The following is a 23284-nucleotide window of genomic DNA, read 5'->3' as shown; positions in this document are numbered from 1 at the left end:
CTCAGCTCTCTCCAAGCCGCGGGTCCAGCACCAGGTACAGGACGTCCACGGCCGCATTGACCAAAGTGAACAGGAGGGCGATCGCGAGGGCGGCGCCCTGCACGACCGGGTAGTCGCGCTGCAGCACCGCGTCGACCAGCAGCACGCCCACGCCGGGGTAGGAGAAGACGGTCTCGGTGACCGTGGAACCGCCCAGCAGAGTGCCGAACTGGAGGCCGAGCACGGTGATGATCGGCAGTGCGGAGTTGCGCAGCACGTGCCGGCGCACCACCTGCTGCTCGTCCAGGCCCTTCATCTGCGCGGTGCGCACGAAGTCGTCGCCGAGTACCTCCAGCACGCTGGCCCGCACGATCCGGGTGATGAAACCCGCGGTGGACAGGGCCAGGGTGGAGGCGGGCAGGATCAGGTGCTGCACCCACGGCCAGATCAGCTCGGGCCGGTCCTGCAGGATCGCGTCGAGCAGGACGAAGTTGGTGAACGGGTCGTACTCCAGGCGGTTGGGCACCCGGCCGATCACCGGCAGCCAGCCCAGCCACACGCCGAACACCACGATGCCGAGCACGCCCAGGGCGAACCAGGGCAGGCTGAAGGTGACGGTGGCGGCGGCCCGGGTGGCGGTGTCCACCCAGGTGTCCTTGCGCAGCGCCGCCCACAACCCGGTGACGCCGCCGATCGCGACCGCGATCAGCATGGCCGCCACGGTCAGCTCGATCGTGGCCGGCAGCGCGTTGCCGATCAGGCCGAGCACGTCGTTGCCACCGAAGTAGGACTCGCCGAAGTCGCCGCTCAGCAGGTCTTTCAGATAGATCAGGTACTGCTCGGGCAGCGACTTGTCCAGACCCAGGTTGCGGGTGATCTCCTCGGCGTTGGCGGTGATCTGCGCCGCGGTCTGGTCCGAGGCGCCGCCCGCAGCCAGGGATTTGGCGGGCGATCCGGGCAGCAGCCGCAGGGCCACGAAGACCAGGGTGGCCAGCGCCCACAGCACCAGAGGTACCGTGAGCAGGCGCAGCGCGATCATCCGAGGCAAGCCGGTGGTGGCCCGCTGCAGGCGTTTACCGGGCTGCTTGGCCGAAACCCGGGAGACTGGAGCGATGGTCACGTGAGCCCCCGGGGGTCGAGCGCGTCGCGCAGGTCGTCACCGGCGAAGTTGCAGGCGACCACGAAGATCAGGGTGGCGGTGGCGGGCAGCACGGTCAGCGACGGGGTGGTGAGCACGAACTCCTGCCCGGCCTGCACCATGTTTCCCCAGTCGGGGGTGCTCGGCGGGATGCCCAGCCCGAGGTAGGAAAGACCGGCCGCGAACCCGGCGGCGATCGAGAGGGTCATGACCACCTGCGCCATCATCGGCCCGGCGATGTTCGGCAGGATCTCCTGCAGCATGATCCGTGGGCCCCGGCTGCCGCCCAGCTTCGACGCCAGCACGTAGTCGCGGGCCGCCTCCCGCGCGCTCAGCGCCCGGGCCAGCCGGGCCAGCCCCGGCGCCAGCGAGACCCCGATGCCGATCACCAGCGTGGTCGGGCCGGCCCCGGCGCCGGCCACCAGCAGGATGATCAGCAGGATCGACGGGAAGGCCAGGGCCAGGTCGACCGTGCGCATCACGGCCTGGTCGACCAGACCGCCGAAGTACCCGGCGGCCACCCCCACCAGCAGGCCGATCAGCGTGGCCAGGGCGGTGGCCAGCACGGCCACGGTGAGCAGCGGCCGGGAGCCGTGCACCAGCCGGGCCAGCACGTCACGGCCCAGGTCGTCGGTGCCCAGCAGGTGCCCGCCGCTGCCGATCGGCAGCAACGGGTCGCTGCTCTGGCGCACCGGGTCGGCGCTGACCAGCAACGGGCCGAACAGCGCGACGAGGACGAAGAACGCCAGGATCAGCCACGACAGCATCGACAGCCAGTTCGTGGCGATCCGGCGGTTCCTCAGCAGGTCAGACACTCGCCTTCTCCATGAAGCACCGGTGGTTGCCCAGCGCGTTGGGGCTGATGCCCTGCACGTTCGCGCCGCTGACCACCGGGTTGGTGGAGTAGGCGAGCATCACCAGCGTCATGTACTGCTCGGCCCAGCGGCGCTGGATGTCGCTGTAGGTGGCCGTGCGCTCGTCGCCGACCTCGAGGTTCTTGGCCGCGAACAACTCGTCGGCGAACTTGTCGGCGCCCTTCAGGGTGACCATGCCGGTGGCGTAGTCGCCGTAGACGCCGGACGGGCTGGCCATCGAGCCGACCATGTTGTCCGGGTCGGGGACGTAGGAGTTGCGCTCCCAGATCATCAGGTCGTGCGCGTCGTCCTCGGGATCGGTGACCCGCCCGAAGTAGGTGGCCGGGTCGACCGAGGTGACCTCGACCTTCAGCCCGATGTCGGTGAGGTTCTGCTCGACGATCTGCTGGGCCTTGGGGTGCCAGCTGTCGCTGGCCGCCATCAGGTGCACGGTGCGCCCGGTGGCGCCGGCCTGCTCGATCAGCTGCTTGGCCTTCGCCGGGTCGTAGGCGCTGAGGTCGGCCAGGCTCGGGTCGTAGCCGTCCTGCGAGGGCGGGATGGTGTAACCCTCCGGCAGCTGGGCCTTTCCGAAGAACGCCTGGGAGACGATGGCCTCCCGGTTGACCGCCAGGTTGATCGCCTGGCGGACCTCCAGCTCGGTGATCCGGCGGGCGTCGATCAGCATGATCGCGTCGAAGCCCATGGTGGTGTCCTGCACGGTGACCGCGTCGTTCTTCTCCAGCGACTGCAGCGAGGAGTAAGGGGTGAACTGGGTGGCCGAGATGTCGCCCGAGATCAGCGAGTTCACGATCGTGGAGGGATCGGTGACCTGCTGCAGGACGAGCCGGTCGATCGGCGGGCGGCCGAGCCGGAAGCCGTCGAACGCCTCGAGCACGACCGACTGGCCGGGGGTGGCCGAGACGAACTTGAACGGTCCGGTGCCGACCAGCGCCTTGCCGATGTCCGAACCGGCCTTGTCCAGAGCGGCTTTGGAGATGATCCGGCCACCGATGTCGGACAGGTCTGAGAGCATCATCCGGTCCGGCACGCCGAGCACGATCTGGACGGTGAGATCGTCGGGGGCGGTCAGCGACTTGACGTTGTCGCCGAGGCTGCGCAGCGGGCGGGAGGAGCCCTCGGGGAGGGTCTTGTCGTTCTCGTCGAACTGCCGGCCGAGGCTGGCGAGCACGTCGGCGGAGGTGAAATCGGTTCCGTCGTGGAACTTCACCCCGCTGCGGAGCTTGAAGGTGTAGGTGAGCTGGTCGTCCGAGACCTCCCAGGACTCGGCCAGGTCCGGCTGCGGCTCGTTGCTCTCGAAGTCGATGAAGGTGAGGCCGCGGCAGATGCAGTCGACCGCCATCCAGTCGCCGAGGGTGGTGTAGAACGCCGGGTCGTTCACCGCGCTGGTGCCGTCGACGGCGAGCGTGAGCGTGCCCCCGGTCCGGTTCTCGCCGGCCTCGGCGGTGTCGTCGCCCGCGGCCACGCCGCAGGCCGAGAGCAGGCCGCTGAGGCCGAAGGTCAGGCCCATCCCGAGAAGGCCGGCTCCACGGAGCATGGTCCTTCGCGAGACGTCTTCGGGGGTGGATCCGGAGGACGGCTGGGGTGCGGCGCTGGCGGGTCGCGGCATGAGAGCTCCTACGAGACGGGCAGGTCGGCAGGGGACAGCCTGGATAGCAATCGACGCAGATTGGATCCATCTAGGAAGGGAACGTATCCTGAATAGGAGGTCGCGTCTAGAGTGATCTGCGAGGCCGCGGAGGGTTGGGTGGTGCTTCTGGTGCGCCAGCCTTGGGCTGTTAGGGGTGGCGTCGGGGCTCGGGGCTCGGGGCTCGGGGCTCGGGGCTCGGGGCTGGTGGGTGCCCGCCGGGGTAGTCGGGAGCTGATTCGCGGTTGGTCTGGGTGTGGGTCGAGGCGGGAGCGTCCCGACCGTGCTGCCGCACTGGTCTGCGTCGACCCGGGGTGAACGCCGGTGGCCCGTGAGGCGGTGCGTACCGGCGGGGTGCACCTGGCGCCACGAGTGGGTACGAACCTGGCACTCGTGAACGCATGCCTCTACGTGATAACAGGCTTTTGATTGATTGTTCAGGCGCCTAGGTATGAATAAAGAGCCTTATAGCGACACTTTGTTGAGGTGTAGGCCGTAGATCGTTCCGGCCTTGCCGCTGGGTCTCGATGAGAGGTGGCCCGTGACTTGCCTATCGCTGGGCCCCGACCCGTTCCGGATCGCAGGGGTAGGTCAGCGGCGGGGTAGGGCGGTCTGTATCTCGGTGAGGATGCGGGCCCAGGGGAGGCCGGGTTCCTGGCGGGGGGAAGTGAGGGGCCACCAATGTTCGCCGGTCAGCAGGTGCACGTCGGCCGCGCGTAGGGCGGCGATGTGACCGGGCCAGGCGGGGTGGCGGGTGTGGGCGAGGTTGATGCAGGGGAACAGCAGCACCGGCACGTCGGGGCGGCCGATCATTTCGTTGGCCGCGGTCATGGCCTGGTTGTCGCTGATGCCCAGGGCCAGCTTGGCCACGGCGTTCGCGGTTGCCGGGACCACCGCACAGACATCCGGCTCGGGGTGGGGGCGGGGTTGGCCGGGGCGGCGGGAGGTCCAGCGCACCGGCAGGCCGGTGAGCTCGGCCAGTGCCTCGGCCTCGCCGTCTTCCGAGAGCCAGGTGCCGGCCGTGGGGGTCAGTGTGATCGCGACCTGCCAGCCCGCCTCGGCCAGGGGTTCGACCAGGCCGGGGCGGAGTCCGGCCAGACCCCCGGCGGCGCAGGCGATCAGGCTCAGGACGGGCACGTCAGCTGTCCCAGCGGAACCAGCGGATCGTGGCCGCAGTGCCCGCGGCGGTCCAGGCGGAGAGGATCAGAAGGTCGGCCCAGGGCCAGGTTCCGTCGGTCAGGGCCACGCGCAGGCCGTCGCCGAGCGCACCGGAGGGCAGCCAGCGCACCACGTCGCCCAGCGGCCCGAGCTGGTCGGCGGCCAGCACCACGCCGCCGCCGGCCAGCAGCAGCACCCAGATCAGGTTGGCCGCGGCCAGGACGGCCTCGGCGCGCAGGGTCCCGGCCAGCAGCAGGCCCAGGCTGACGAACGCGGCCGAGCCCAGCACCCCGACCAGCAGGGCGGGCAGCAGGCCGGAGGCGGCCGGGTGCCAGCCCAGGGCCAGGCCGACCGCACCGAGCAGGACCACCTGGATCGCCGAGACCGCGGCCACCGCGCCGAGGCGGCCGGCGATCAGCCCGGAGCGGCCCAGGGGAGTGGTGCCCAGCAGACGCAGCAGGCCGGCCCGGCGGTCGAAGCCGGTGCTGATCGCCTGGCCGGTGAACGAGGTCGAGATCAGGGCCAGCGCCAGCACACCCGGGGTGGCCAGGTCGATGCGGCGGCCCTCGCCCAGGTCGACCACTCCGCTGCGGGCCAGGCCGGCCAGCACGAACAACGGCAGGATCACGGTGAGCAGGAGCTGCTCACCGTTGCGGAGCATGGCCAGGGCGTCGAACCGGGCCTGGGCCAGCACCCGGCGCAGCGGCGGGGCCGCGCGCTCGTCACCGTCGCCGCTGAGCGCCGTCTGGGAACCGGGCACCGTCATCTCCAGAGCACTCACGCCCCGACCACCCCTACGACCTGTGCGGCGCCGGAGCGGCGGGCGGCGATCTCCAGGAACACGTCTTCCAGACTCCTCCGGCCGAGCACCAGACCCTCGGGCATGATCCCCAGCCGGGCGCACCACGCGGTGGTGGCGGCCACGTCGCCGGGGAGCAGATGGGCCTCAGGGGTGCGGTTCGCGACCACGTAGTGACCGGGCCGCACCTCGGTGGCAGCGATCCCGGCGGACAGCAGGGGGGCCAGTTCGGTCAGGTCCAGACCGGCCGGCGCCCCGAAACTCAGGGTGCGTTCGGTTCCGCCGGTGAGTTCGCCCGGCGTGCCCGCGGCGACCACCCGGCCCTCGGCCATCAGCACCACGTGGTCGGCCAGCCGCTCCGCCTCGTCGAGCAGGTGCGTGGTCAGGACCACGGCCACCCCCGAACGGCGTAACCGGCCGATCAGCTCCCAGACCGCGATCCGGGCCTGCGGGTCGAGACCGGCGGTGGGCTCGTCGAGGAAGGCCACGTCGGGGCGGCCGACCAGGGCCACCGCCAGGGCCAGGCGCTGACGCTCGCCGCCGGAGAGGCGGCGCACCGGGGTACGCAGCCGGGAACCCAGGTCGAGGGTCTCGACCAGGTCCTTCACCGGGTGCGGCCGGGCGTACATCGCGGCGGCCAGTTCGAGGACGTCGCCGGCCCGGGCGGCCTGGGGCATGCCGCCGTCCTGCAGCATCACGCCGACCCGGGGGCGCAGCCAGGCACCGTCGGTGACCGGGTCGCGGCCCAGCACGCGCACGCTGCCCCCGTCGGGCCGGCGCAGCCCCTCACAGCACTCGATGGTGCTGGTCTTGCCGGCGCCGTTGAGCCCGAGGACGGCGGTGACCGCTCCGGCGGCGGCGGTGAACGAGGCGCCGTCGACGGCGACCTTCGTCCCGTAACGCTTCACCAGGGCGCTCACCTCGACGGCGGCACCGTTGGCCCCGGTGCTGCCCGAGGATGACGCTGGAGAACCTGGCACACCTCCACCATAGGGAAGAGCGCCGGACGCGGTGGCTCCGGCCCCGCACGGCGGGCCCGGCAATTCGTGGTTTCCTTGTGCGGCACGGGTTCCGGGACGGTGGTAGTTAGGTTTACCTTCCGTGACGCACCAGACAGAACTGGTGAGCGCCTGCCCCGGCGGATCGGCTTGAGCCGGGCGCCGAATAACGTCACACTGATGTGGTGGAAATGGCGGAGACTGATCTGGACGATCGGACGGAGGACCGGGGGACCCGTGACCGGGTCTCCCGCGAGATCCTCCATCACGGTCCGGTCACCGCAAGTGATCTGGCGGGCACGCTGGGGCTGACGCCCGCGGCGGTGCGCCGTCATCTCGACACCCTGACCGAACAGGGCCTGGTCTGCACCTGGGACCCGCCGGAGGGAGCTCCGCGGCGCCGGGGCCGTCCGGCCCGCCTGTTCGTGCTCACCGACACCGGCCACTCGGCCATGTCGACCGCCTACGACGACCTGGCCGTCCACCTGCTGGAGTTCCTGGCCGAGACGGCCGGGCCCGAGGCGGTGCGCGAGTTCGCCACCGTGCGGGCCGAGCGGCTGGCCCAGCGGTACCGGCCGGCCGTCGAGGCCGCCGGGGCCGATCCGCTCCACCGGGCCGGGGCCCTGGCCCAGGCCCTCAGCACCGACGGGTACGCCGCCAGCGTCCGCTCCGTGGAGGAGCGGGGCCGGCGGGGCGAGACCCAGGTCACCGGCAAGCAGCTCTGCCAGGGGCACTGCCCGGTGCAGCAGGTCGCGGCGCAGTTCCCGCAGCTGTGCGAGGCCGAGACGCACGCGTTCTCCAGTCTTCTGGGGGTCCACGTGCAGCGTCTGGCCACGCTGGCGCACGGCGAGCACGTCTGCACCACCCACATCCCTCTGAGCGCGGTCACCTCCAAGCTCAGCCAGAACCCGAACACCAGCACCGCGACCAGCCGGCCGCCAGCACACGTCGAGCCGGACGTCACATCTTGCGAGGAGAACGCAGCCGATGAGCACCGTTTCGCATCCTGAACTCGAGGGCCTCGGTAACTACGAGTTCGGCTGGGCCGACTCCGACGTCGCCGGAGCTGCCGCGCAGCGTGGCCTTTCCGAGGCCGTGGTGCGCGACATCTCGGCCAAGAAGAACGAGCCGGAGTGGATGCTGAACCAGCGTCTCAAGGGCCTGAAGCTGTTCGGCAAGAAGCCCATGCCGAGCTGGGGCTCCGACCTGTCGGGCATCGACTTCGACAACATCAAGTACTTCGTGCGCTCCACCGAGAAGCAGGCCACCTCCTGGGACGACCTGCCCGAGGACATCAAGAACACCTACGACAAGCTGGGGATCCCGGAGGCCGAGAAGCAGCGCCTGGTCGCCGGCGTCGCCGCCCAGTACGAGTCCGAGGTGGTCTACCACCAGATCAACGAGGAGCTCGAGAAGCAGGGCGTCATCTTCGTCGACACCGACACCGGCCTGCGCGAGTACCCGGAGCTCTTCCAGGAGTACTTCGGCACGGTGATCCCGGTGGGCGACAACAAGTTCGCCTCGCTGAACACCGCGGTCTGGTCCGGCGGCTCGTTCATCTACGTGCCCAAGGGCGTCCACGTCGAGATCCCGCTGCAGGCCTACTTCCGGATCAACACCGAGAACATGGGCCAGTTCGAGCGCACCCTGATCATCGCCGACGAGGGCTCGTACGTGCACTACGTCGAGGGCTGCACGGCGCCGATCTACAGCTCCGACTCGCTGCACTCGGCCGTGGTCGAGATCGTGGTCAAGAAGGACGCCCGGGTCCGGTACACGACCATCCAGAACTGGTCGAACAACGTGTACAACCTAGTCACCAAGCGGGCCACCGCGGCCGAGGGCGCCACCATGGAGTGGGTCGACGGCAACATCGGCTCCAAGGTCACCATGAAGTACCCGGCCATCTACCTGCTCGGCGAGCACGCCAAGGGCGAGACGCTGTCGATCGCGTTCGCCGGTGAGGGCCAGCACCAGGACGCCGGCGCCAAGATGGTGCACGCCGCCCCCCACACCTCCTCGAGCATCGTGTCGAAGTCGGTGGCCCGCGGCGGTGGCCGGACCTCCTACCGCGGCCTGATCCAGGTGCTCGAGGGCTCGCACCACTCGGCCAGCACCGTGCGCTGCGACGCGCTGCTGGTCGACACGATCAGCCGTTCCGACACCTACCCCTACGTGGACGTCCGCGAGGACGACGTCGCGATGGGTCACGAGGCCACGGTCTCGAAGGTGAGCGAGGACCAGCTGTTCTACCTGATGTCGCGCGGCATGACCGAGGAGGAGGCGATGGCGATGATCGTGCGCGGTTTCGTCGAGCCGATCGCCCGGGAGCTGCCGATGGAGTACGCGCTCGAGCTGAACCGCCTGATCGAGCTGCAGATGGAGGGCGCGGTCGGCTAGGTCCGCCCTGCCCCGCCTGCCCCACCCTCAAACCACAAGTAGAGAGCCATGACTGAGACTTACACGATCGAAGGCGGACCGGTCGAGCTGCACCGCTCGAGCTTCGACGTCGCGGACTTCCCGACGCCGACCGGGCGCGAGGAGGAGTGGCGGTTCACCCCGCTGGACCGGCTGCGCGGCCTGCTCGAGGACCAGCCCTCCGACGGCCACCTGACCTGGACCACCGACCTGCCCGAGGGCGTCGAGCTGACCACCGTCGGCGCCGGCGGCCCGTTCCTGCGCACCCTGCCCAAGGTGTTCGACCGGGTCGGTGCGCTGGCCCTGCAGAACGCCAAGGACGGCGCCGTCGTCGTCCGGGTGAAGCAGAACGCCGAGCTCGACCGGCCGGTCGTGATCAAGCTGCACGGTGACGACAGCGACAAGATCGTCTGGGGCCACGTCGTTCTCGACGTCGGCGCCAACTCCCGCGCGCAGATCGTGATCGAGCACAGCGGCAGCGCCCGCTACTCCGGCGTGCTGTCGGTGCTCGTCGGCGACGGCGCCAGGCTCACGCTGGTGGGCGTGCAGGGCTGGGACCGGGACGCGGTCCACGCCCAGCACGTCAACGTGCGCCTGGGCAAGGACGCGACGATCGCCTCCACCCAGGTCACCCTGGGCGGCGACCTGGTCCGCTTCGTCGAGAACGTGGAGTACACCGGCCCGGGCGGCGACGCCGAGATGGCCGGCCTCTACATCGCCGACGCCGGGCAGCACCACGAGCACCGGCTCTTCGTCGACCACAGCGCCCCCAAGTGCCGCAGCAACGTGGTCTACAAGGGCGCGCTGCAGGGCGAGGGCGCGCACACGGTCTGGATCGGTGACGTGCTCATCCGCGCCTCGGCCGAGGGCACCGACACCTACGAGATGAACCGGAACCTGGTGCTGACCGACGGCACCCGGGCCGACTCGGTGCCGAACCTGGAGATCGAGACCGGCGAGATCGTAGGCGCCGGGCACGCCAGCACCACCGGCCGGTTCGACGACGAGCAGCTGTTCTACCTGCAGGCCCGCGGTATCCCGGAGGAGGAGGCCCGCCGCCTGGTGGTGCGCGGCTTCTTCGCCGAGCTGATCCACAAGATCGGCGTCCCCGACCTGCAGGAGCGCCTGCTCACCGCGATCGAGGCCGAGCTGGGCGGCGAGCCCGAGGCCGCGATCAGCGCGGTCACCGAGGACAGCAAGTGACCCGCGAGCGCGTCGCGTCACTGAACGACCTCACCCCGGGCGAGGCCGTGCAGGTGCGGGTCGGTGGCGAGCTCGTCGCGCTGGCCCGCCAGGCCAACGGCGACGTGCACGCGGTCGCCGACCTGTGCACGCACGCCGCCGTCTCGCTCTCCGAGGGCATGGTCGAGGACTGCACCATCGAGTGCTGGCTCCACGGCTCGGCCTTCGACCTGCGCACCGGCAAGCCCACCGCACTGCCCGCCATCACCCCGGTGGACGTGTACGCCGTCTCGGTCGAGGGGGACGACGTGTACGTCGACACCGACGTCATTGTGAACGCTGAAACTGCCAAGGAGAACTGAACCGTCATGGCCACACTGGAAATCCGCGACCTGCACGTCAGTGTCGAGACCGAGCAGGGCCCCAAGGAGATCCTGCGCGGCGTGGACCTGACCATCGCCTCCGGGCAGACGCACGCGATCATGGGCCCGAACGGCTCCGGCAAGTCCACCCTGGCGTACTCCATCGCCGGGCACCCGAAGTACACGATCACCTCCGGCACGGTCACGCTCGACGGCGAGGACCTGCTCGAGATGAGCGTGGACGAGCGCGCCCGGGCCGGCCTGTTCCTGGCCATGCAGTACCCGGTCGAGGTGGCCGGTGTCACCGTGTCGAACTTCCTGCGCACGGCCAAGACCGCGATCGACGGCAAGGCGCCGAGCCTGCGGCACTGGGTCAAGGACGTCAAGAGCGCGATGGACGACCTGAAGATGGACCCGGAGTTCGCCGAGCGCGACGTCAACCTGGGCTTCTCCGGCGGTGAGAAGAAGCGCCACGAGATCCTCCAGATGGAGCTGCTGAAGCCGAAGTTCGCGGTGCTCGACGAGACCGACTCGGGCCTCGACGTGGACGCGCTCAAGGTGGTCTCCGAGGGCGTCAACCGGGTGCGTGAGAACAGCGAGGTCGGCGTCCTGCTGATCACGCACTACACGCGGATCCTGCGCTACATCAAGCCGGACTTCGTGCACGTGTTCGTCGACGGCAAGGTGGCCGCCGAAGGCGGTCCCGAGCTGGCCGACGAGCTCGAGGCGAACGGGTACGACCGCTGGACCAGCGCGTCCGTCTGAGCAACAACCGATGGTGGACGTCCGTGCGCGCCTCGCGCACGGACGTCCCCAATTTCGATCTGAACACTAAGGATCCGACGTGACCCTCACGCACACCGAGGCCCAGCCCCTGGCCGCGGCCGAGGTAGAGGCGATCCGCGCGGACTTCCCGATCCTCCACCGCACGGTGGCGGACGGCGCGCAGCTGGTCTACCTCGACTCCGGTGCCACCTCGCAGCGCCCGAAGCAGGTGCTGCAGGCCGAGTACGACTTCGCCACCACCTCCTACGCCGCTGTCCATCGGGGCGCCCACACCCTGGCCGGCGAGGCCACCGACGCCTTCGAGGACGCTCGGGAGCGGGTCGCCGGATTCGTCGGCGTGCCCACCGAGGGCCTGGTCTGGCTGCGCAACGCCACCGAGGGCCTGAACCTGCTGGCCTTCGCGCTGACCGACCCCGAGGCCGGCCGGTACGCGCTGAGGCCGGGTGACGAGATCCTGGTCACCGAGCTGGAGCACCACGCCAACCTGGTGCCCTGGCAGCGGGCCGCGGCCCGCTCCGGCGCCACCCTGCGCTGGATCCCGCTCACCGACGACGGCCGGCTCGACCTGTCGGACATCGACGAACTGATCAACTCAAGGACGAAGGTGGTCGCCTTCGCGCACGCCTCCAACGTTCTCGGGACGGTCACCCCGGTGGCCGAGCTGGCGGCCCGGGCCCGCGCCGTCGGCGCCCTCACCGTGCTCGACGCCTGCCAGTCGGTGCCGCACCTTCCGGTGAACCTGACCGAGCTGGGCGTCGACGCGGCCGTGTTCTCCGGCCACAAGATGCTCGGCCCGACCGGGATCGGTGGCCTGGCCGCCCGTCCCGAACTGCTCGAGGCCCTGCCCCCGGTGCTCACCGGCGGGTCGATGGTCGAGCGGGTGACGATGCAGAGCACCACCTTCCGTGAGCCGCCCCAGCGCTTCGAGGCCGGTACCCCGCCGGTGGCGCAGGCGGTCGCGCTGCGCGCCGCGGTCGACTACCTGAGCAACGTGGGCATGGAGCGGATCGCGGCCCGCGAGCACCAGTTGGCCCAGCTCATGCTCGACGGCCTGGCCGGGGTCGAGGGCGTACGGGTGATCGGCCCGGCCGACGCCGCCGACCGCACCGCCACCGTGGCCTTCGAGGTCGAGGGCGTGCACCCGCACGACGTCGGCCAGGTGCTCGACGCGGCCGGGGTCGCGGTGCGGGTCGGCCACCACTGCGCCCAGCCGGTGCACCGGCGGTTCGGGGTCAACGCCTCCACCCGGGCCAGCGCCTATCTCTACACCACCGACGCCGACGTGGAGCGCTTCGTGCAGGCGCTCGGCACCGTCCGCGGATTCTTCGGCAGGAGCTGACGTGTCCTCTCTCGAAGCCCTCTACCAGCAGGTGATCCTGGATCACTCGAAGGAGAAGCACGGGCGCACCGACCTGGCCGACGACGCCGTTCTCGACCCGGCCAGCACCGTGCGCAGCCACCAGTACAACCCGCTGTGCGGTGACGAGGTCACCGTGCAGCTGACCCTCGGCGGGCAGCGCGTCGACGAGGTGGCCTGGACCGGTGAGGGCTGCTCGATCAGCCAGGCCGCCACCTCGGTGATGCACGACCTGATCGTGGGCAGGCCGGTCGACGAGGCCCGCAGCATCCTCGCCGACTACCGGGCGATGCTGCGCAGCCGCGGCGAGGGCACCCCCGACGAGGAGGTGCTCGGCGACGCCGTGGCCTTCGCCGGGGTGAGCCGGCACGCCAACCGCGTCAAGTGCGCGATCCTGGGATGGACCGCCTTCGAGGACGCGTTGCTGCGTATCGAGGCCTCCCGCCAGGACAGCCCGACCGCTACAGCAAAGGAAGCGTCATGAGCGAGCAGGTAGTGGACACGAACCCGGCCGACCGGCCGGCCGACGTGGCCGACGTCGAGGAGGCGCTGCGCGACGTCGTCGACCCCGAGCTCGGCATCAACGTGGTCGACCTCGGGCTGGTCTACGGCATCACGATCGACCAGCACAACCACGCCACCATCGACATGACCCTGACGTCGGCGGCCTGCCCGCTGACCGACGTGATCGAGGACCAGGCCCAGACCGCGCTCGACCCGCTGGTCAAGGGCATGGCGATCAACTGGGTGTGGATGCCGCCGTGGGGCCCGGACAAGATCACCGACGACGGCCGCGAGCAGCTGCGGGCGCTGGGCTTCAACCTCTGATCCGCCGGTAGTACCCCGCCCGGCTCAATGAGGCCGGGCGGGCGGACGAAACACCCTGGGTGCAGGACATCTGGCGGCTCGTGGTGGCACCCAACCCGGTGCTCGACGACGTCGTCCGCCGGGAGCTCCTGGCCCAGTCGGCCCAGGCCTCCCGGCTGAGCGGTCTGCTCGGCCTGCCGGTGACCGCCGTGGTGTTCGTGGTGCTGGGGGCGAGCGGGGCCTCGGCCCGTCAGAGCCTGGTCTGGTCGGTGCTGGCGGTCGCGACGGCGGTCGTCTACGTGTTCGGGGTCGGCTGGCTGGTCGCCGGCCCGGGCCGCCCCTACCGCAGCCGGCTGGGAGCCTTCGTCGTGCTGCAGGGCGCGGGCGGCCTGAGCTGGGGGCTGCTGCCGGTGATCGTCGCGCCGGTCCCGGGCGAGCCCGCGGTGGTCTCGGTGTCGTGTGCGGCGACCACCCTGGCGGTCGCCGCGAACGTGGTCTTCGCCTCCGGCACCCCGCTGCCGTGGCTCTCCTTCCACCTCGGGGCGCTGCTGACCGCCACCCTCGGGCTGGTCGCCCACGGCGAGAGCGGGGTGGCCGCCCTGAACGGGCTGACCCTGCTGGCCGCCTTCTCGCTGGCCCGGTACATGTACCAGCAGGTGGCCCGGGCCCAGCTGGTCGCCCGCCAGAACGCGGTGCTGGCCAGCGACCTGCGGGCCGAGCGGGAGGCGGTGGAGCGGATCAACCTGGAGCTGTCCGAGGCCAACACCGAGCTGCGGCAGCAGGCCACCCGCGACCCGCTGACCCAGCTGCCCAACCGCACCCTCTTCTTCGACCACCTCGACCGCTCGATGCGGCACGGCCGGCGTAACGCCACCCCGGTCGCGGTGATCTACTTCGACCTGGACCGGTTCAAGGCGGTCAACGACGGCCTGGGGCACGGCGCCGGCGACGACCTGCTGTGCCAGGTGGCCGACCGGGTGACGGCGGTGCTGCGCAGCCCGGACGTGCTGGCCCGGCTCGGCGGTGACGAGTTCGTCGTGCTGACCCACGACTTCGGGGGCGGTGGGGCCCAGGTACCGACCGCTGTGGCCGAGCGGATCCGGCAGGTGCTGGAGGTGCCGTTCAGCCTGTCCGGCAACCCGGTGAGCATCTCCGGCAGCCTCGGGGTGGCGGTCGACGAGACCGGGCTGAGCGGCGAGGACCTGGTCGAACGCGCCGATCTGGCCCTGTACCGGGCCAAGCAGCAGGGCCGCAATCGGGTCAGTGAGTTCGACCAGACCCTCAATCGGCCGCGTCCGGGTGTCGAGTCCTGACGGGTGCAGGACATCTGGCAGCTGCTCCGGGCCCCGGACCCGGAACTCGACGATGTCGTGCGCCGGGAGCTGCTGGTCCAGTCCGCGGTCGCCGGGCGCCTGTGCAGCCTGCTGAGCGGCGGTCTGCTGGCCACCACGGATCTGGTGATGCTCTGGTCGCAGGGACCGACCGCCGGGCTGCTGGCCTGGAGCGCCCTGGCCGCCCTCTGGCTCACCGGGTACCACTGGCTGGTCCCGGCCCTGGTGATCCGCCCGGCCCGGGCCCGGGCCCGGCCCGGCGCCTCGACGGCTGCCCCCGCCGTGTGGTTCGTGCTCTTCCAGGCCGGGGCGGGCGCGATGTGGGGCAGTTCCGCGCTGTTCCTGCGGGCCGAGGAGGACAACCCGGTCCTGGCCGCGGCACCGGTGGTGGTCATGGTCATCATCAACTCCGCGAACCTGCTGTTCTGCGCCGCCACCCCCAACGCCTACCGGGCCTTCCACGTCAGCATCGTGCTCGTCGGGCTGGCCGGGCTGGCCTCGCAGCGGCTGTGGGGCCTGGCCGGCTACATCGTGTTCGCGGCGTTCGCCGCCCTGCCGGTGGCCCGGTACGGCTACCAGCAGGTGGCCGGGGCCATGCTGCTGGCCCGGCAGAACGCACTGCTGGCCGGTGAACTGCGGCAGGAACGCGAGTCGGTGGAGCAGGTGAACCTGCGGCTGTCCGAGGCCAACGCCGAACTGGAGCACAAGGCCACCCGGGACCCGCTGACCGGCCTGCCCAACCGCTCGCTGTTCTTCGACCACCTGGCCAGCGCCCTGGGCCGCAGCCGGGCCGGTGGGCGGGCGCTCGGGGTGATCTTCTTCGACCTCGACCGGTTCAAGATCGTCAACGACACCCTGGGCCACGGCGCCGGGGACGACCTGCTGCGCCAGGTCGGCGACCGGGTGGGCGGGGTGCTGCGCGGTTCCGACGTGCTGGCCCGGCTGGGCGGTGACGAGTTCGTCGTCCTGACCTCGGGGCAGAGCGAGCCGGCCGGGGTGGCGGAACGGATCCGGGCCGTGCTGGAGGAGCCGTTCGACCTGGGGGAGCGGACGGTGCGGGTCTCGAGCAGTCTCGGGGTGGCCCTGGACGACGACGCCCTGGACGGCGAGCGCCTGGTCGAGCGGGCCGACGTGGCCCTGTACCGGGCCAAGGAGCTCGGCGGGAACCAGGTGGCGGTGTACGGGCCGGGGATGCGGGCCGGGACCGGGCGGATCGGGCGGATCGACGAGGAGCACCTGAACCGGCTGCTGGCCGGGCGGCCGCCGCCGCCCCTGCCCCGGCCGCGTCAGGACCCGGTGACCGACCGACCGCCCCCGCCGTAGGGCTCAATCGGGTGCCTGCGGATGTCGAGGCCTGAGGGGTGCAGGACATCTTGCAGGTGGTCCGGGCCCCGGACCCTGAACTCGACGATGTCGTCCGCCGGGAACTGCTGATCCAGTCGGGCGACGCGGCGCGGTTCAGCAACCTGCTCGGATTCGGCCTGCTGGGCACCGTCGACGCGATCATGCTGCTGTCCCAGGGCCAGACCACCGGCCTGGTGGTCTGGAGCCTGCTCTGCCTGGCCTGGCTGCTGATCTTCCAGTTCTTCGTGCCCGCCCTGGTCACCGGCCCGGCCCGGGCCCTGGAGGTGGGGCACTCACCGGCCCGGATCGCCCGCCGGTTCGCCCTCGGGCAGTGCGTCACCGGAGCGGCCTGGGGCAGCGGCTGCGTGTTCCTGCGGCCGGTCGAGGCGGCCCCCGAGCTGATCGCCGTCCCGATCACCGCGCTGGTGCTCGCCAACGCGGCCAACCTGCTGTTCTGCGCGGCCACCCCGGGCGCCTACCGCCTCTTCCACGCCTCCATCGTGCTGACCGGCGGGCTGGGCCTGGCCCTGCAGCAGAACTGGGGCCTGGTCGCGCTGGTCGTGTTCGGGGCCGGAGGAGCGCCACCGCTGGCCCGCTACGGCTACCAGCAGGTGGCCGGGGCCCGGCTCCTGGCCCGGCAGAACTCCCTGCTGGTGGGCGAGCTGCGGCAGGAGCGGGAGGCGGTGGAGCAGATGAACCTGCGCCTGGCCGAGGCCAACGCCGAGCTCAGGCACCAGGCCACCCGCGACCCGCTGACCGGCCTGCCCAACCGCGCGCTGTTTTCCGACCACCTGGCCAGCACCCTGGCCCGCAGCCGACGGGCCGGGCGCACGCTCGGCGTCATCTACTTCGACCTGGACAAGTTCAAGGCGGTGAACGACACCCTCGGCCACGGCGCCGGCGACGACCTGCTCTGCCAGGTCGGCCACCGGGTGACCGCGGTGCTGCGCAGCTCCGACGTGCTGGCCCGGCTCGGCGGCGACGAGTTCGTGGTGATCACCGCGGCCGGGGAGGCGCTCGCCGAGCGGATCCGGCGGGTCCTGGAGGAACCCTTCGGCCTGGCCGGGCGCACCGTGCGGATCAGCGCCAGCCTGGGCCTGGCGCTGGACGACGGCCGCCTCGGTACCGAGGAGCTGGTGGAGTTCGCCGACGTGGCGCTCTACCGGGCCAAGGAGCTGGGCCGCAACCGGGTGGTGGTGTTCGGCCCGGCCCTGCTCGACGGCGCCGGCCGGCGGGCCAGCCACCGGCCGGAGACTCAGAGCCCCATCGCCCCGAACGTGTCGCACTGGTCGATGTCACCGCTGGAGTAGCCGGTGGTGAACCACTGCTTGCGCTGGGCCGCCGAGCCGTGCGTCCAGGAGTCCTGGTCGACCGAGCCGGTGGCCTTCTTCTGGATCCGGTCGTCGCCCACCGCCTCGGCCGCCTTCTGCGCCTCGGCGATGTTCTCCCGGGTCAGGTCGATCCCGCTGCTCTGCTGGTCGGCCAGGGTGGACCAGACCCCGGCGTAGCAGTCGGCCTGCAGCTCCATCGCCACCGAGTACTCGTTCTCGGCGTCCGGGTTGCTCTTCTGGGCCTGGCGGACCTGCTGCTCGGTGCCCAGCACGGTCTGCAGGTGGTGGCCGTACTCGTGGGCCACGATGTAGGCCTGCGCGAACTCCCCGGGCGCCCCGTACTCGCGCTGCAGCTGGTCGAGGAAGTCCAGGTCGAGGTAGATCTCCTCACCGGCCGGGCAGTAGAACGGCCCGACCTGCGCCGAGGCCTGCCCGCAGCCGGTGCTCACGGCGTCGGCGAAGAACACCAGCGAGGCGGGCCGGTACTCCAGGCCGCGCTTGCCGAACTCGTCCTCCCAGGTGTTGTCGGCGATGTCGTAGACCTTGATCAGCCGGCAGTCGGTGTACTTCTCCAGCGCCCCCTCGGCGTTGCACCGGTCGGACAGCTCCTCGCGCGACTCCTGCTGGCCGGTGCTGTTCGCGCTGCCCGCCCCCAGCTGCGGCAGCCCGCCGCCCTCGGGGGAACCGCCGCCGAGCACCGCCACCAGCAGGTAGATCACCAGGCCGACCACCCCGGCGCCGCCACCGATGGCGGCCCCGCCGCGGCCCAGCCCGATCCCGCCGCCACCGCGCCGGTCGTCCACTCCACCGACGTCCACCCGATCGTCGTCGAACTCGATACCCACCGTTTTCCCCTGTCGCGTACTGGGCGGAGCTGCTCCGCACGGTTATGCATTGGCGTACCGGCGAGGCCGCCCGCGTAGAATGCTGGGGCCACGTTTGGTCCGGTTCGACTGCTCACTGACAGGTAAGCACCGGGCGCAGGTTTCAGCCGTCCGAGATCTTCCCGCAGGAGTAGGTCCCACATGATCACCGCCAACGCCGTAGAGCTGCGCGCCGGCTCCCGCCTGCTGGTGGAGAACGCCACGTTCCGGGTCGGCCCGGGCCAGCGGGTCGGCCTCGTCGGCCGCAACGGGGCCGGCAAGACCACCCTGACCAAGGTGCTGGCGGGGGAGGGCCAGCCCGCGGCCGGGACGGTGTCCCGGACCGGCCAGATCGGCTACCTCCCGCAGGACCCGCGCACCGCCGACCTGTCGATCCTGGCCCGCGACCGGGTGCTCAGCGCCCGCAACCTCGACGACGTGATCCGCCGGATGCGCGAGACCGAGGGCGAGATGGCCAGCGTGGTCGACGAGACCCGGGACGCCGCGATGGAACGCTACTCCCGGCTGGAGGCCGAGTTCACGGCCGGCGGCGGTTACGCGGCCGAGAGCGAGGCGGCCACCATCTGCGCCAGCCTGAGTCTGCCCGACCGGGTGCTCGAGCAGCCGCTGGGCACCCTCTCGGGCGGTCAGCGCCGCCGGGTCGAGCTGGCCCGGATCCTGTTCTCCGGCTCCGACACCCTGCTGCTCGACGAGCCGACCAACCACCTGGACGCCGACTCGATCGCCTGGCTGCGCGACTTCCTCAAGGTCTGGAACGGCGGGCTGATCGTGATCAGCCACGACGTGGAGCTGCTGGAGGTGGTGGTGAACCAGGTCTACCACCTGGACGCCAACCGCTCCGCGCTGGACGTGTACAACGTGGGCTGGAAGAAGTACCTCGAGGCGCGCGAGACCGACGAGAAGCGCCGCCGCCGCGAGCGCCAGAACGCCGAGAAGAAGGCCTCGATCCTGCTCCAGCAGGCCGACAAGATGCGGGCCAAGGCCACCAAGGCCACCGCCGCGCAGAACATGGCCAAGCGGGCCGAGAAGCTGCTGTCCGGCCTGGAGGACACCCGTAAGGCCGACAAGGTGGCCAAGCTGCGCTTCCCGCAGCCGGCGCCGTGCGGGAAGACCCCGCTGACCGCCGAGGGGCTCAGTAAGAGCTACGGCAGCCTGGAGATCTTCACCGACGTCTCGCTGGCCATCGACCGCGGCTCCCGGGTGGTGGTGCTGGGCCTGAACGGCGCCGGCAAGACCACCCTGCTGCGGATGCTCGGCGGCATCGAGAAGCCGGACACCGGCGAGGTGATCTCCGGTCACGGCCTGCGGCTGGGCTACTACGCCCAGGAGCACGAGACGCTCGACACCGACCGCACCGTGCTGGAGAACATGCGCTCGGCCTCGCCCGACCTGACCGACACCCAGGTGCGCACCGTGCTGGGCTCGTTCCTGTTCAGCGGCGACGACGCGGAGAAGCCGGCCGGGGTGCTCTCCGGCGGTGAGAAGACCCGCCTGGCGCTGGCCACCCTGGTGGTCTCCGGGGCCAACGTGCTGCTGCTCGACGAGCCCACCAACAACCTCGACCCGGCCAGCCGGGAGGAGGTCCTGGACGCCCTGCGCCGCTACGAGGGCGCGATCATCCTGGTCACCCACGACGAGGGCGCGGTGGAGGCACTGAACCCCGAACGGGTGGTTCTGCTGCCCGACGGCGAGGAGGACCTGTGGAGCAAGGACTACCTCGATCTGGTCACCCTCGCCTGAGTCCGCGCAGCCGTCACACCCGGCCCGGCAGCACCCCGCCGCACAACGGATTCCGATTCATCTGCCCTGCGTGTGCCTGAAAAGAATGTCCGAGGCGTCACTTTGCGTGGCGCGTCGAATGGCCGGATCACCGACTCGAGATCACCATGGTCGGGAACGACACACGTTCGAGGAGGATTCGTGGCCGAGAGTGTCAAGAAGGGAGCCCGGATCACGGGCACCGACCGTTCGAAGCTGGCGGGCGAACTGAAGAAGAAGTACACGTCGGGCTCGAGTATCCGGGCCCTGGCGGAGGAGACAGGACGTTCCTACGGTTTCGTCCATCGCATCCTCACGGAGAACGAGGTTCAGCTGCGCGGCCGTGGCGGGGCGACCCGCGGAAAGGCCAAACAGCACTAGCCCGTACAGCACCAACCGCACCAAGAGCACGTCAGCGATCCGAAGTTTGTGATCATCAGGACTCCTCACCGAGTCCGAGCAGTGCCGACGGCCGGGGGCGCGTCGTACCACCTGCGCTCCCGGGCCGTCGGCCCGGTCGTCACCCACGACTGGAAGTGTTCGCCGTCAGGCGTACGGTTGGTCTGGTGAACAGAGGCGAGCAACCGGTCCACAGCATCACCGGAGCCGTCTCTCCGCACTCGGACGATCTGGACGCGCGGATCCGTCGCTACCTGATCTCGATGAGCCTGCGCGTGGTCTGCGTCGTCATGGCCATCGTGGTGCACGCCCGCTGGGGCCACTGGTCCTGGTGGATCTTCGCGCTGGGCGCGGTCGTCCTGCCCTACGTGGCCGTGGTGATGGCCAACGCGGTGGACAAGAAGCGCGGCGGGCCGGGTGCGCCGCCGGTCACCCCGCAGACCCGTTACGTGCTGCCGCCGGTGGCCGACGATGAGATCACCATGACGATCCATCCGCCCCAGCGCCCGGCTGGTCCGGATGCGCCCGATTCGCGGGATTCCGCTGCTGCCCCGGGAACGAATCCCGGTTCGGTACGCCCGGATTCGCCCGTCTCGCCCGATCAGTCCGAGTGAGCGTCACACGAATGGCCCCGCTGATTCGTGGGTCAGACTGACACCGAGTCGTGTCATGCTTGTTGGGCGCGGCCTGCATCCCCCGTCGGGCCGCGCACCAGAACGCCGGGCGGCATCCCCCGTGGCCGCCCGGCGTTCGCCTTTTGGCAGACTGTCCCGGGTGAGCGAACCGCACGACCCGATCTGCAGCGCCCGCGGGTGCCGGCGCCCCGCGGTGTGGGCCCTGCGGTGGAACAACCCCAAGCTGCACACGCCCGATCGCCGCAAGATCTGGACGGCGTGCGACGAGCACCGCCTCTCGCTGGAGGAGTTCCTGAGTCTGCGGGGCTTTCTGCGCGACACGGTGAGCACCCAGGAGCTGGCATGAGTCCCGAGACCACACCGGAGCAGGAGCCCGGCCCGACCGTTCGGCGCGGATTCTGGGGCACCGCGCGGGCGGCGGCCGGTCTGCTGCGCGAGCGCGGCTGGGCCGTGGCCCTGGCCGGGATCGTGGTGATCTCGATCGTGTTCGTCTTCCTGGGGCGCTGGCAGTTCAGCCGGCACGAGGCCCGTTCCGAGCGCAATCACGTGATCGAGGCCAACTACGACGCCGCGCCGGTGCCGCTGGCCGATCTGCTGGCCCCGGGCGCGGCCCTGCCCGGCGAGCTCCAGTGGCGCCCGGTCGAGGTCACCGGTGAGTACCTGCCGGAGAAGACCGTGCTGATCCGCAACCGGCCGCACGAGCAGGCCGGCCAGGCCGGGCAGGTCGGGGTCAGCGGCGGGGACCAGCAGAACGGCTACCTGGTGGTGGTGCCGCTGCGGGCCGAGGACGGCTCGGTGCTGCTGGTCGACCGGGGCTGGATCCCGGCCGGGAACACCGACGCCTCCCGGCCCGACAGCGTGCCCGCCCCGCCGTCGGGGGAGGTCACCGTGGTGGCCCGGCTGCGCCCCAGCGAGCCCACGTCCGACCGGGGTGCCCCGGCCGGACAGGCGGTGCGGATCAACGTGCCCGCGCTGACCGAGCAGGCCGGGCTCACCGATCCGGTGGTGCAGGCCTACGGTGCGCTGGTCAGCGAGGACCCGCCGGCGCCGCAGACGCCGGAGGCGGCGGAGGCGCCGGAGACGGGGCTGGGCATCAACCTGTCCTACTCGGTGCAGTGGGACAGCTTCGCGATCATCGCCTACATCCTGTTCGGCGTGGCGCTGGTGCGGGAGGTGCGCCGTCGCGACGAGGAGGCGGAGGACGACGAGGCGGAGCCGGAGGACGAGGGTCCCCCGACTCTGACCCGCGCCACCTACCGCTGAGGCCGCTGCCGCTCGCGGAACGGGCTGGCCCGGTACACACCGAGCATCCGCACCTCGGCGAAGAAGCCGAGTTCCTCGAACGCCCGGGCCACGTGCGGCTCGTCCGGGTGGCCGTCGATGTCGGCCAGGAACTGGGTGGCGGTGAACTGCCCACCCACCATGTAGCTTTCCAGCTTGGTCATGTTCACCCCGTTGGTGGCGAAACCGCCCAGCGCCTTGTACAGCGCCGCCGGGATGTTGCGCACCCCGAACACGAAGGTCGTCACGATCGGCCCGACTCCGGGCGCGGCCCGCAGGTTCTCGGGGGACAGGATGATGAACCGGGTGGTGTTGTGGTCCTCGTCCTCGATGTTCTCGCGCAGGATCTCCAGGCCGTAGACCTCGGCGGCCAGCGTGGTGGCGATCGAGGCGACCGACTCGTCACCGGACTCGGCCAGCTCACGGGCGCTGCCCGCGGTATCGGTGGCCACCTCCGGGGTGATCCCCAGCTCACGCAGTGAGTTACGGCACTGGTCGAGGGCCTGCGGGTGGCTGCGGGCGGTCTTGACCGCCTCCAGCCGGGCGCCCGGCAGGCCGAGCAACTGGTGCCGCACGGGCAGGAAGAACTCGCCGATGATGTGCACGTCGGACTTGGGCAGCAGGTAGTGGATGTCGGCCACCCGGCCCGCCGTCGAGTTCTCCACCGGGATCATCGCCAGGTCGGCCGTGCCGTCGCCGAGCGCCCCGAAGCACTCCTCGAAGGTGCGGAACGGCAGCGGGTCGTAGTCGGGATAGACGTCACGGCAGGCGATGTGCGAATTGGCGCCCAGGTCTCCCTGGAACGCGATCCGCCGGGTACGGGTCATCATGATGCCCA

The 23284-nt window shown here is 70.9% G+C and carries 24 protein-coding genes; 16 read left to right on the top strand and 8 right to left on the bottom strand.

The window, feature by feature from the left end:
* Nucleotide 1: 1 nt before the first annotated feature.
* The 6 genes from QSK18_RS26955 to QSK18_RS26930 all read right to left on the bottom strand — a co-directional run bounded on the left by QSK18_RS26955 (nucleotide 2) and on the right by QSK18_RS26930 (nucleotide 6553).
* Complete coding sequence (locus QSK18_RS26955) at nucleotides 2–1099, bottom strand: ABC transporter permease (protein WP_285624743.1); 1098 nt, start codon at nucleotides 1097–1099, stop codon at nucleotides 2–4.
* Nucleotides 1096–1932 carry an ABC transporter permease gene (locus QSK18_RS26950; RefSeq protein ID WP_232814054.1) on the bottom strand — a complete coding sequence of 279 codons (837 nt, stop codon included), beginning with the start codon at nucleotides 1930–1932 and terminating at the stop codon, nucleotides 1096–1098. The genes QSK18_RS26955 and QSK18_RS26950 overlap by 4 nt, the downstream gene beginning before the upstream one ends.
* The gene (locus QSK18_RS26945; protein ID WP_285624730.1) at nucleotides 1925–3598 is read right to left on the bottom strand and encodes an ABC transporter substrate-binding protein; all 1674 of its coding nucleotides are present in this window, start codon (nucleotides 3596–3598) and stop codon (nucleotides 1925–1927) included. The genes QSK18_RS26950 and QSK18_RS26945 overlap by 8 nt, the downstream gene beginning before the upstream one ends.
* Before the next feature lie 609 nt (nucleotides 3599–4207).
* The gene (locus tag QSK18_RS26940) at nucleotides 4208–4753 is read right to left on the bottom strand and encodes a flavoprotein (RefSeq protein ID WP_285624727.1); all 546 of its coding nucleotides are present in this window, start codon (nucleotides 4751–4753) and stop codon (nucleotides 4208–4210) included.
* A 1-nt stretch (nucleotide 4754) separates the two neighbouring features.
* On the bottom strand, nucleotides 4755–5540 hold the full coding sequence (locus tag QSK18_RS26935; RefSeq protein WP_269810993.1) for an ABC transporter permease: 786 nt from the start codon (nucleotides 5538–5540) through the stop codon (nucleotides 4755–4757).
* An 11-nt stretch (nucleotides 5541–5551) separates the two neighbouring features.
* Complete coding sequence (locus tag QSK18_RS26930) at nucleotides 5552–6553, bottom strand: ABC transporter ATP-binding protein (RefSeq protein ID WP_232814050.1); 1002 nt, start codon at nucleotides 6551–6553, stop codon at nucleotides 5552–5554.
* 209 nt (nucleotides 6554–6762) lie between these two features.
* On the opposite strand from QSK18_RS26930, the gene QSK18_RS26925 reads away from it, so the two are divergent.
* From QSK18_RS26925 to QSK18_RS26875, 11 genes are all read left to right on the top strand, one after another.
* Nucleotides 6763–7581, top strand: a complete 819-nt coding sequence (locus QSK18_RS26925; protein WP_285624722.1) for a helix-turn-helix transcriptional regulator — start codon at nucleotides 6763–6765, stop codon at nucleotides 7579–7581.
* Nucleotides 7559–8971, top strand: a complete 1413-nt coding sequence (gene sufB, locus QSK18_RS26920) for a Fe-S cluster assembly protein SufB (RefSeq protein WP_232814048.1) — start codon at nucleotides 7559–7561, stop codon at nucleotides 8969–8971. The genes QSK18_RS26925 and sufB overlap by 23 nt, the downstream gene beginning before the upstream one ends.
* Before the next feature lie 48 nt (nucleotides 8972–9019).
* Complete coding sequence (gene sufD / locus QSK18_RS26915) at nucleotides 9020–10192, top strand: Fe-S cluster assembly protein SufD (RefSeq protein ID WP_285624710.1); 1173 nt, start codon at nucleotides 9020–9022, stop codon at nucleotides 10190–10192.
* On the top strand, nucleotides 10189–10533 hold the full coding sequence (locus tag QSK18_RS26910; RefSeq protein ID WP_232814046.1) for a non-heme iron oxygenase ferredoxin subunit: 345 nt from the start codon (nucleotides 10189–10191) through the stop codon (nucleotides 10531–10533). The genes sufD and QSK18_RS26910 overlap by 4 nt, the downstream gene beginning before the upstream one ends.
* A 6-nt stretch (nucleotides 10534–10539) precedes the next feature.
* Entirely contained in the window at nucleotides 10540–11298 is a 759-nt protein-coding gene (gene sufC / locus QSK18_RS26905; RefSeq protein ID WP_232814045.1) for a Fe-S cluster assembly ATPase SufC, read from the top strand.
* A gap of 79 nt (nucleotides 11299–11377) precedes the next feature.
* Nucleotides 11378–12658, top strand: a complete 1281-nt coding sequence (locus QSK18_RS26900; RefSeq protein ID WP_285624697.1) for a cysteine desulfurase — start codon at nucleotides 11378–11380, stop codon at nucleotides 12656–12658.
* 1 nt (nucleotide 12659) lies between these two features.
* Entirely contained in the window at nucleotides 12660–13160 is a 501-nt protein-coding gene (gene sufU, locus QSK18_RS26895; RefSeq protein WP_285624695.1) for a Fe-S cluster assembly sulfur transfer protein SufU, read from the top strand.
* The gene (locus tag QSK18_RS26890) at nucleotides 13157–13504 is read left to right on the top strand and encodes a metal-sulfur cluster assembly factor (protein WP_232814042.1); all 348 of its coding nucleotides are present in this window, start codon (nucleotides 13157–13159) and stop codon (nucleotides 13502–13504) included. The genes sufU and QSK18_RS26890 overlap by 4 nt, the downstream gene beginning before the upstream one ends.
* 59 nt (nucleotides 13505–13563) lie before the next feature.
* On the top strand, nucleotides 13564–14796 hold the full coding sequence (locus QSK18_RS26885; RefSeq protein ID WP_232814041.1) for a GGDEF domain-containing protein: 1233 nt from the start codon (nucleotides 13564–13566) through the stop codon (nucleotides 14794–14796).
* Nucleotides 14797–14799: 3 nt separating this feature from the next.
* Nucleotides 14800–16137 (top strand): GGDEF domain-containing protein, encoded by a 1338-nt coding sequence (locus QSK18_RS26880; protein WP_285624690.1) that lies wholly within the window; start codon nucleotides 14800–14802, stop codon nucleotides 16135–16137.
* A gap of 38 nt (nucleotides 16138–16175) precedes the next feature.
* Nucleotides 16176–17468 carry a GGDEF domain-containing protein gene (locus QSK18_RS26875; RefSeq protein ID WP_285624687.1) on the top strand — a complete coding sequence of 431 codons (1293 nt, stop codon included), beginning with the start codon at nucleotides 16176–16178 and terminating at the stop codon, nucleotides 17466–17468.
* On the opposite strand, the gene ypfJ is transcribed toward QSK18_RS26875, so the two are convergent.
* Nucleotides 17414–18328, bottom strand: coding sequence for a KPN_02809 family neutral zinc metallopeptidase (gene ypfJ / locus QSK18_RS26870; protein ID WP_502894274.1), 915 nt, complete (start codon nucleotides 18326–18328; stop codon nucleotides 17414–17416). The two genes, QSK18_RS26875 and ypfJ, sit on opposite strands and share 55 nt — an antisense overlap.
* Before the next feature lie 186 nt (nucleotides 18329–18514).
* Here ypfJ and QSK18_RS26865 point away from each other — a divergent pair, with 186 nt between their 5' ends.
* The 5 genes from QSK18_RS26865 (at nucleotide 18515) to QSK18_RS26845 (ending at nucleotide 22428) form a co-directional block, all read left to right on the top strand.
* Nucleotides 18515–20113 carry an ABC-F family ATP-binding cassette domain-containing protein gene (locus QSK18_RS26865; protein WP_232814037.1) on the top strand — a complete coding sequence of 533 codons (1599 nt, stop codon included), beginning with the start codon at nucleotides 18515–18517 and terminating at the stop codon, nucleotides 20111–20113.
* 180 nt (nucleotides 20114–20293) lie between these two features.
* Nucleotides 20294–20512: a helix-turn-helix domain-containing protein gene (locus QSK18_RS26860; protein ID WP_231442330.1), complete on the top strand. Its 219-nt coding sequence runs from the start codon at nucleotides 20294–20296 to the stop codon at nucleotides 20510–20512.
* Between the two features lie 185 nt (nucleotides 20513–20697).
* A complete protein-coding gene (locus tag QSK18_RS26855) occupies nucleotides 20698–21144 on the top strand; it encodes a DUF3099 domain-containing protein (RefSeq protein ID WP_232814036.1) in 447 nt (148 codons plus the stop codon).
* Between the two features lie 160 nt (nucleotides 21145–21304).
* Nucleotides 21305–21511 carry a hypothetical protein gene (locus QSK18_RS26850; protein WP_232814035.1) on the top strand — a complete coding sequence of 69 codons (207 nt, stop codon included), beginning with the start codon at nucleotides 21305–21307 and terminating at the stop codon, nucleotides 21509–21511.
* Nucleotides 21508–22428 (top strand): SURF1 family cytochrome oxidase biogenesis protein, encoded by a 921-nt coding sequence (locus QSK18_RS26845; protein ID WP_232814034.1) that lies wholly within the window; start codon nucleotides 21508–21510, stop codon nucleotides 22426–22428. The genes QSK18_RS26850 and QSK18_RS26845 overlap by 4 nt, the downstream gene beginning before the upstream one ends.
* Here QSK18_RS26845 and QSK18_RS26840 read toward each other — a convergent pair.
* Entirely contained in the window at nucleotides 22419–23273 is an 855-nt protein-coding gene (locus QSK18_RS26840) for a prephenate dehydratase (RefSeq protein ID WP_352396662.1), read from the bottom strand. The two genes, QSK18_RS26845 and QSK18_RS26840, sit on opposite strands and share 10 nt — an antisense overlap.
* Between the last annotated feature and the right edge of the window lie 11 nt (nucleotides 23274–23284).

Source organism: Kineosporia sp. NBRC 101677 (genome assembly GCF_030269265.1).
GTDB lineage: Bacteria > Actinomycetota > Actinomycetes > Actinomycetales > Kineosporiaceae > Kineosporia > Kineosporia rhizophila.
The sequence above is the reverse complement of the archived record's forward strand: the minus strand, read 5'-3'. Positions and strand labels throughout refer to the sequence as shown.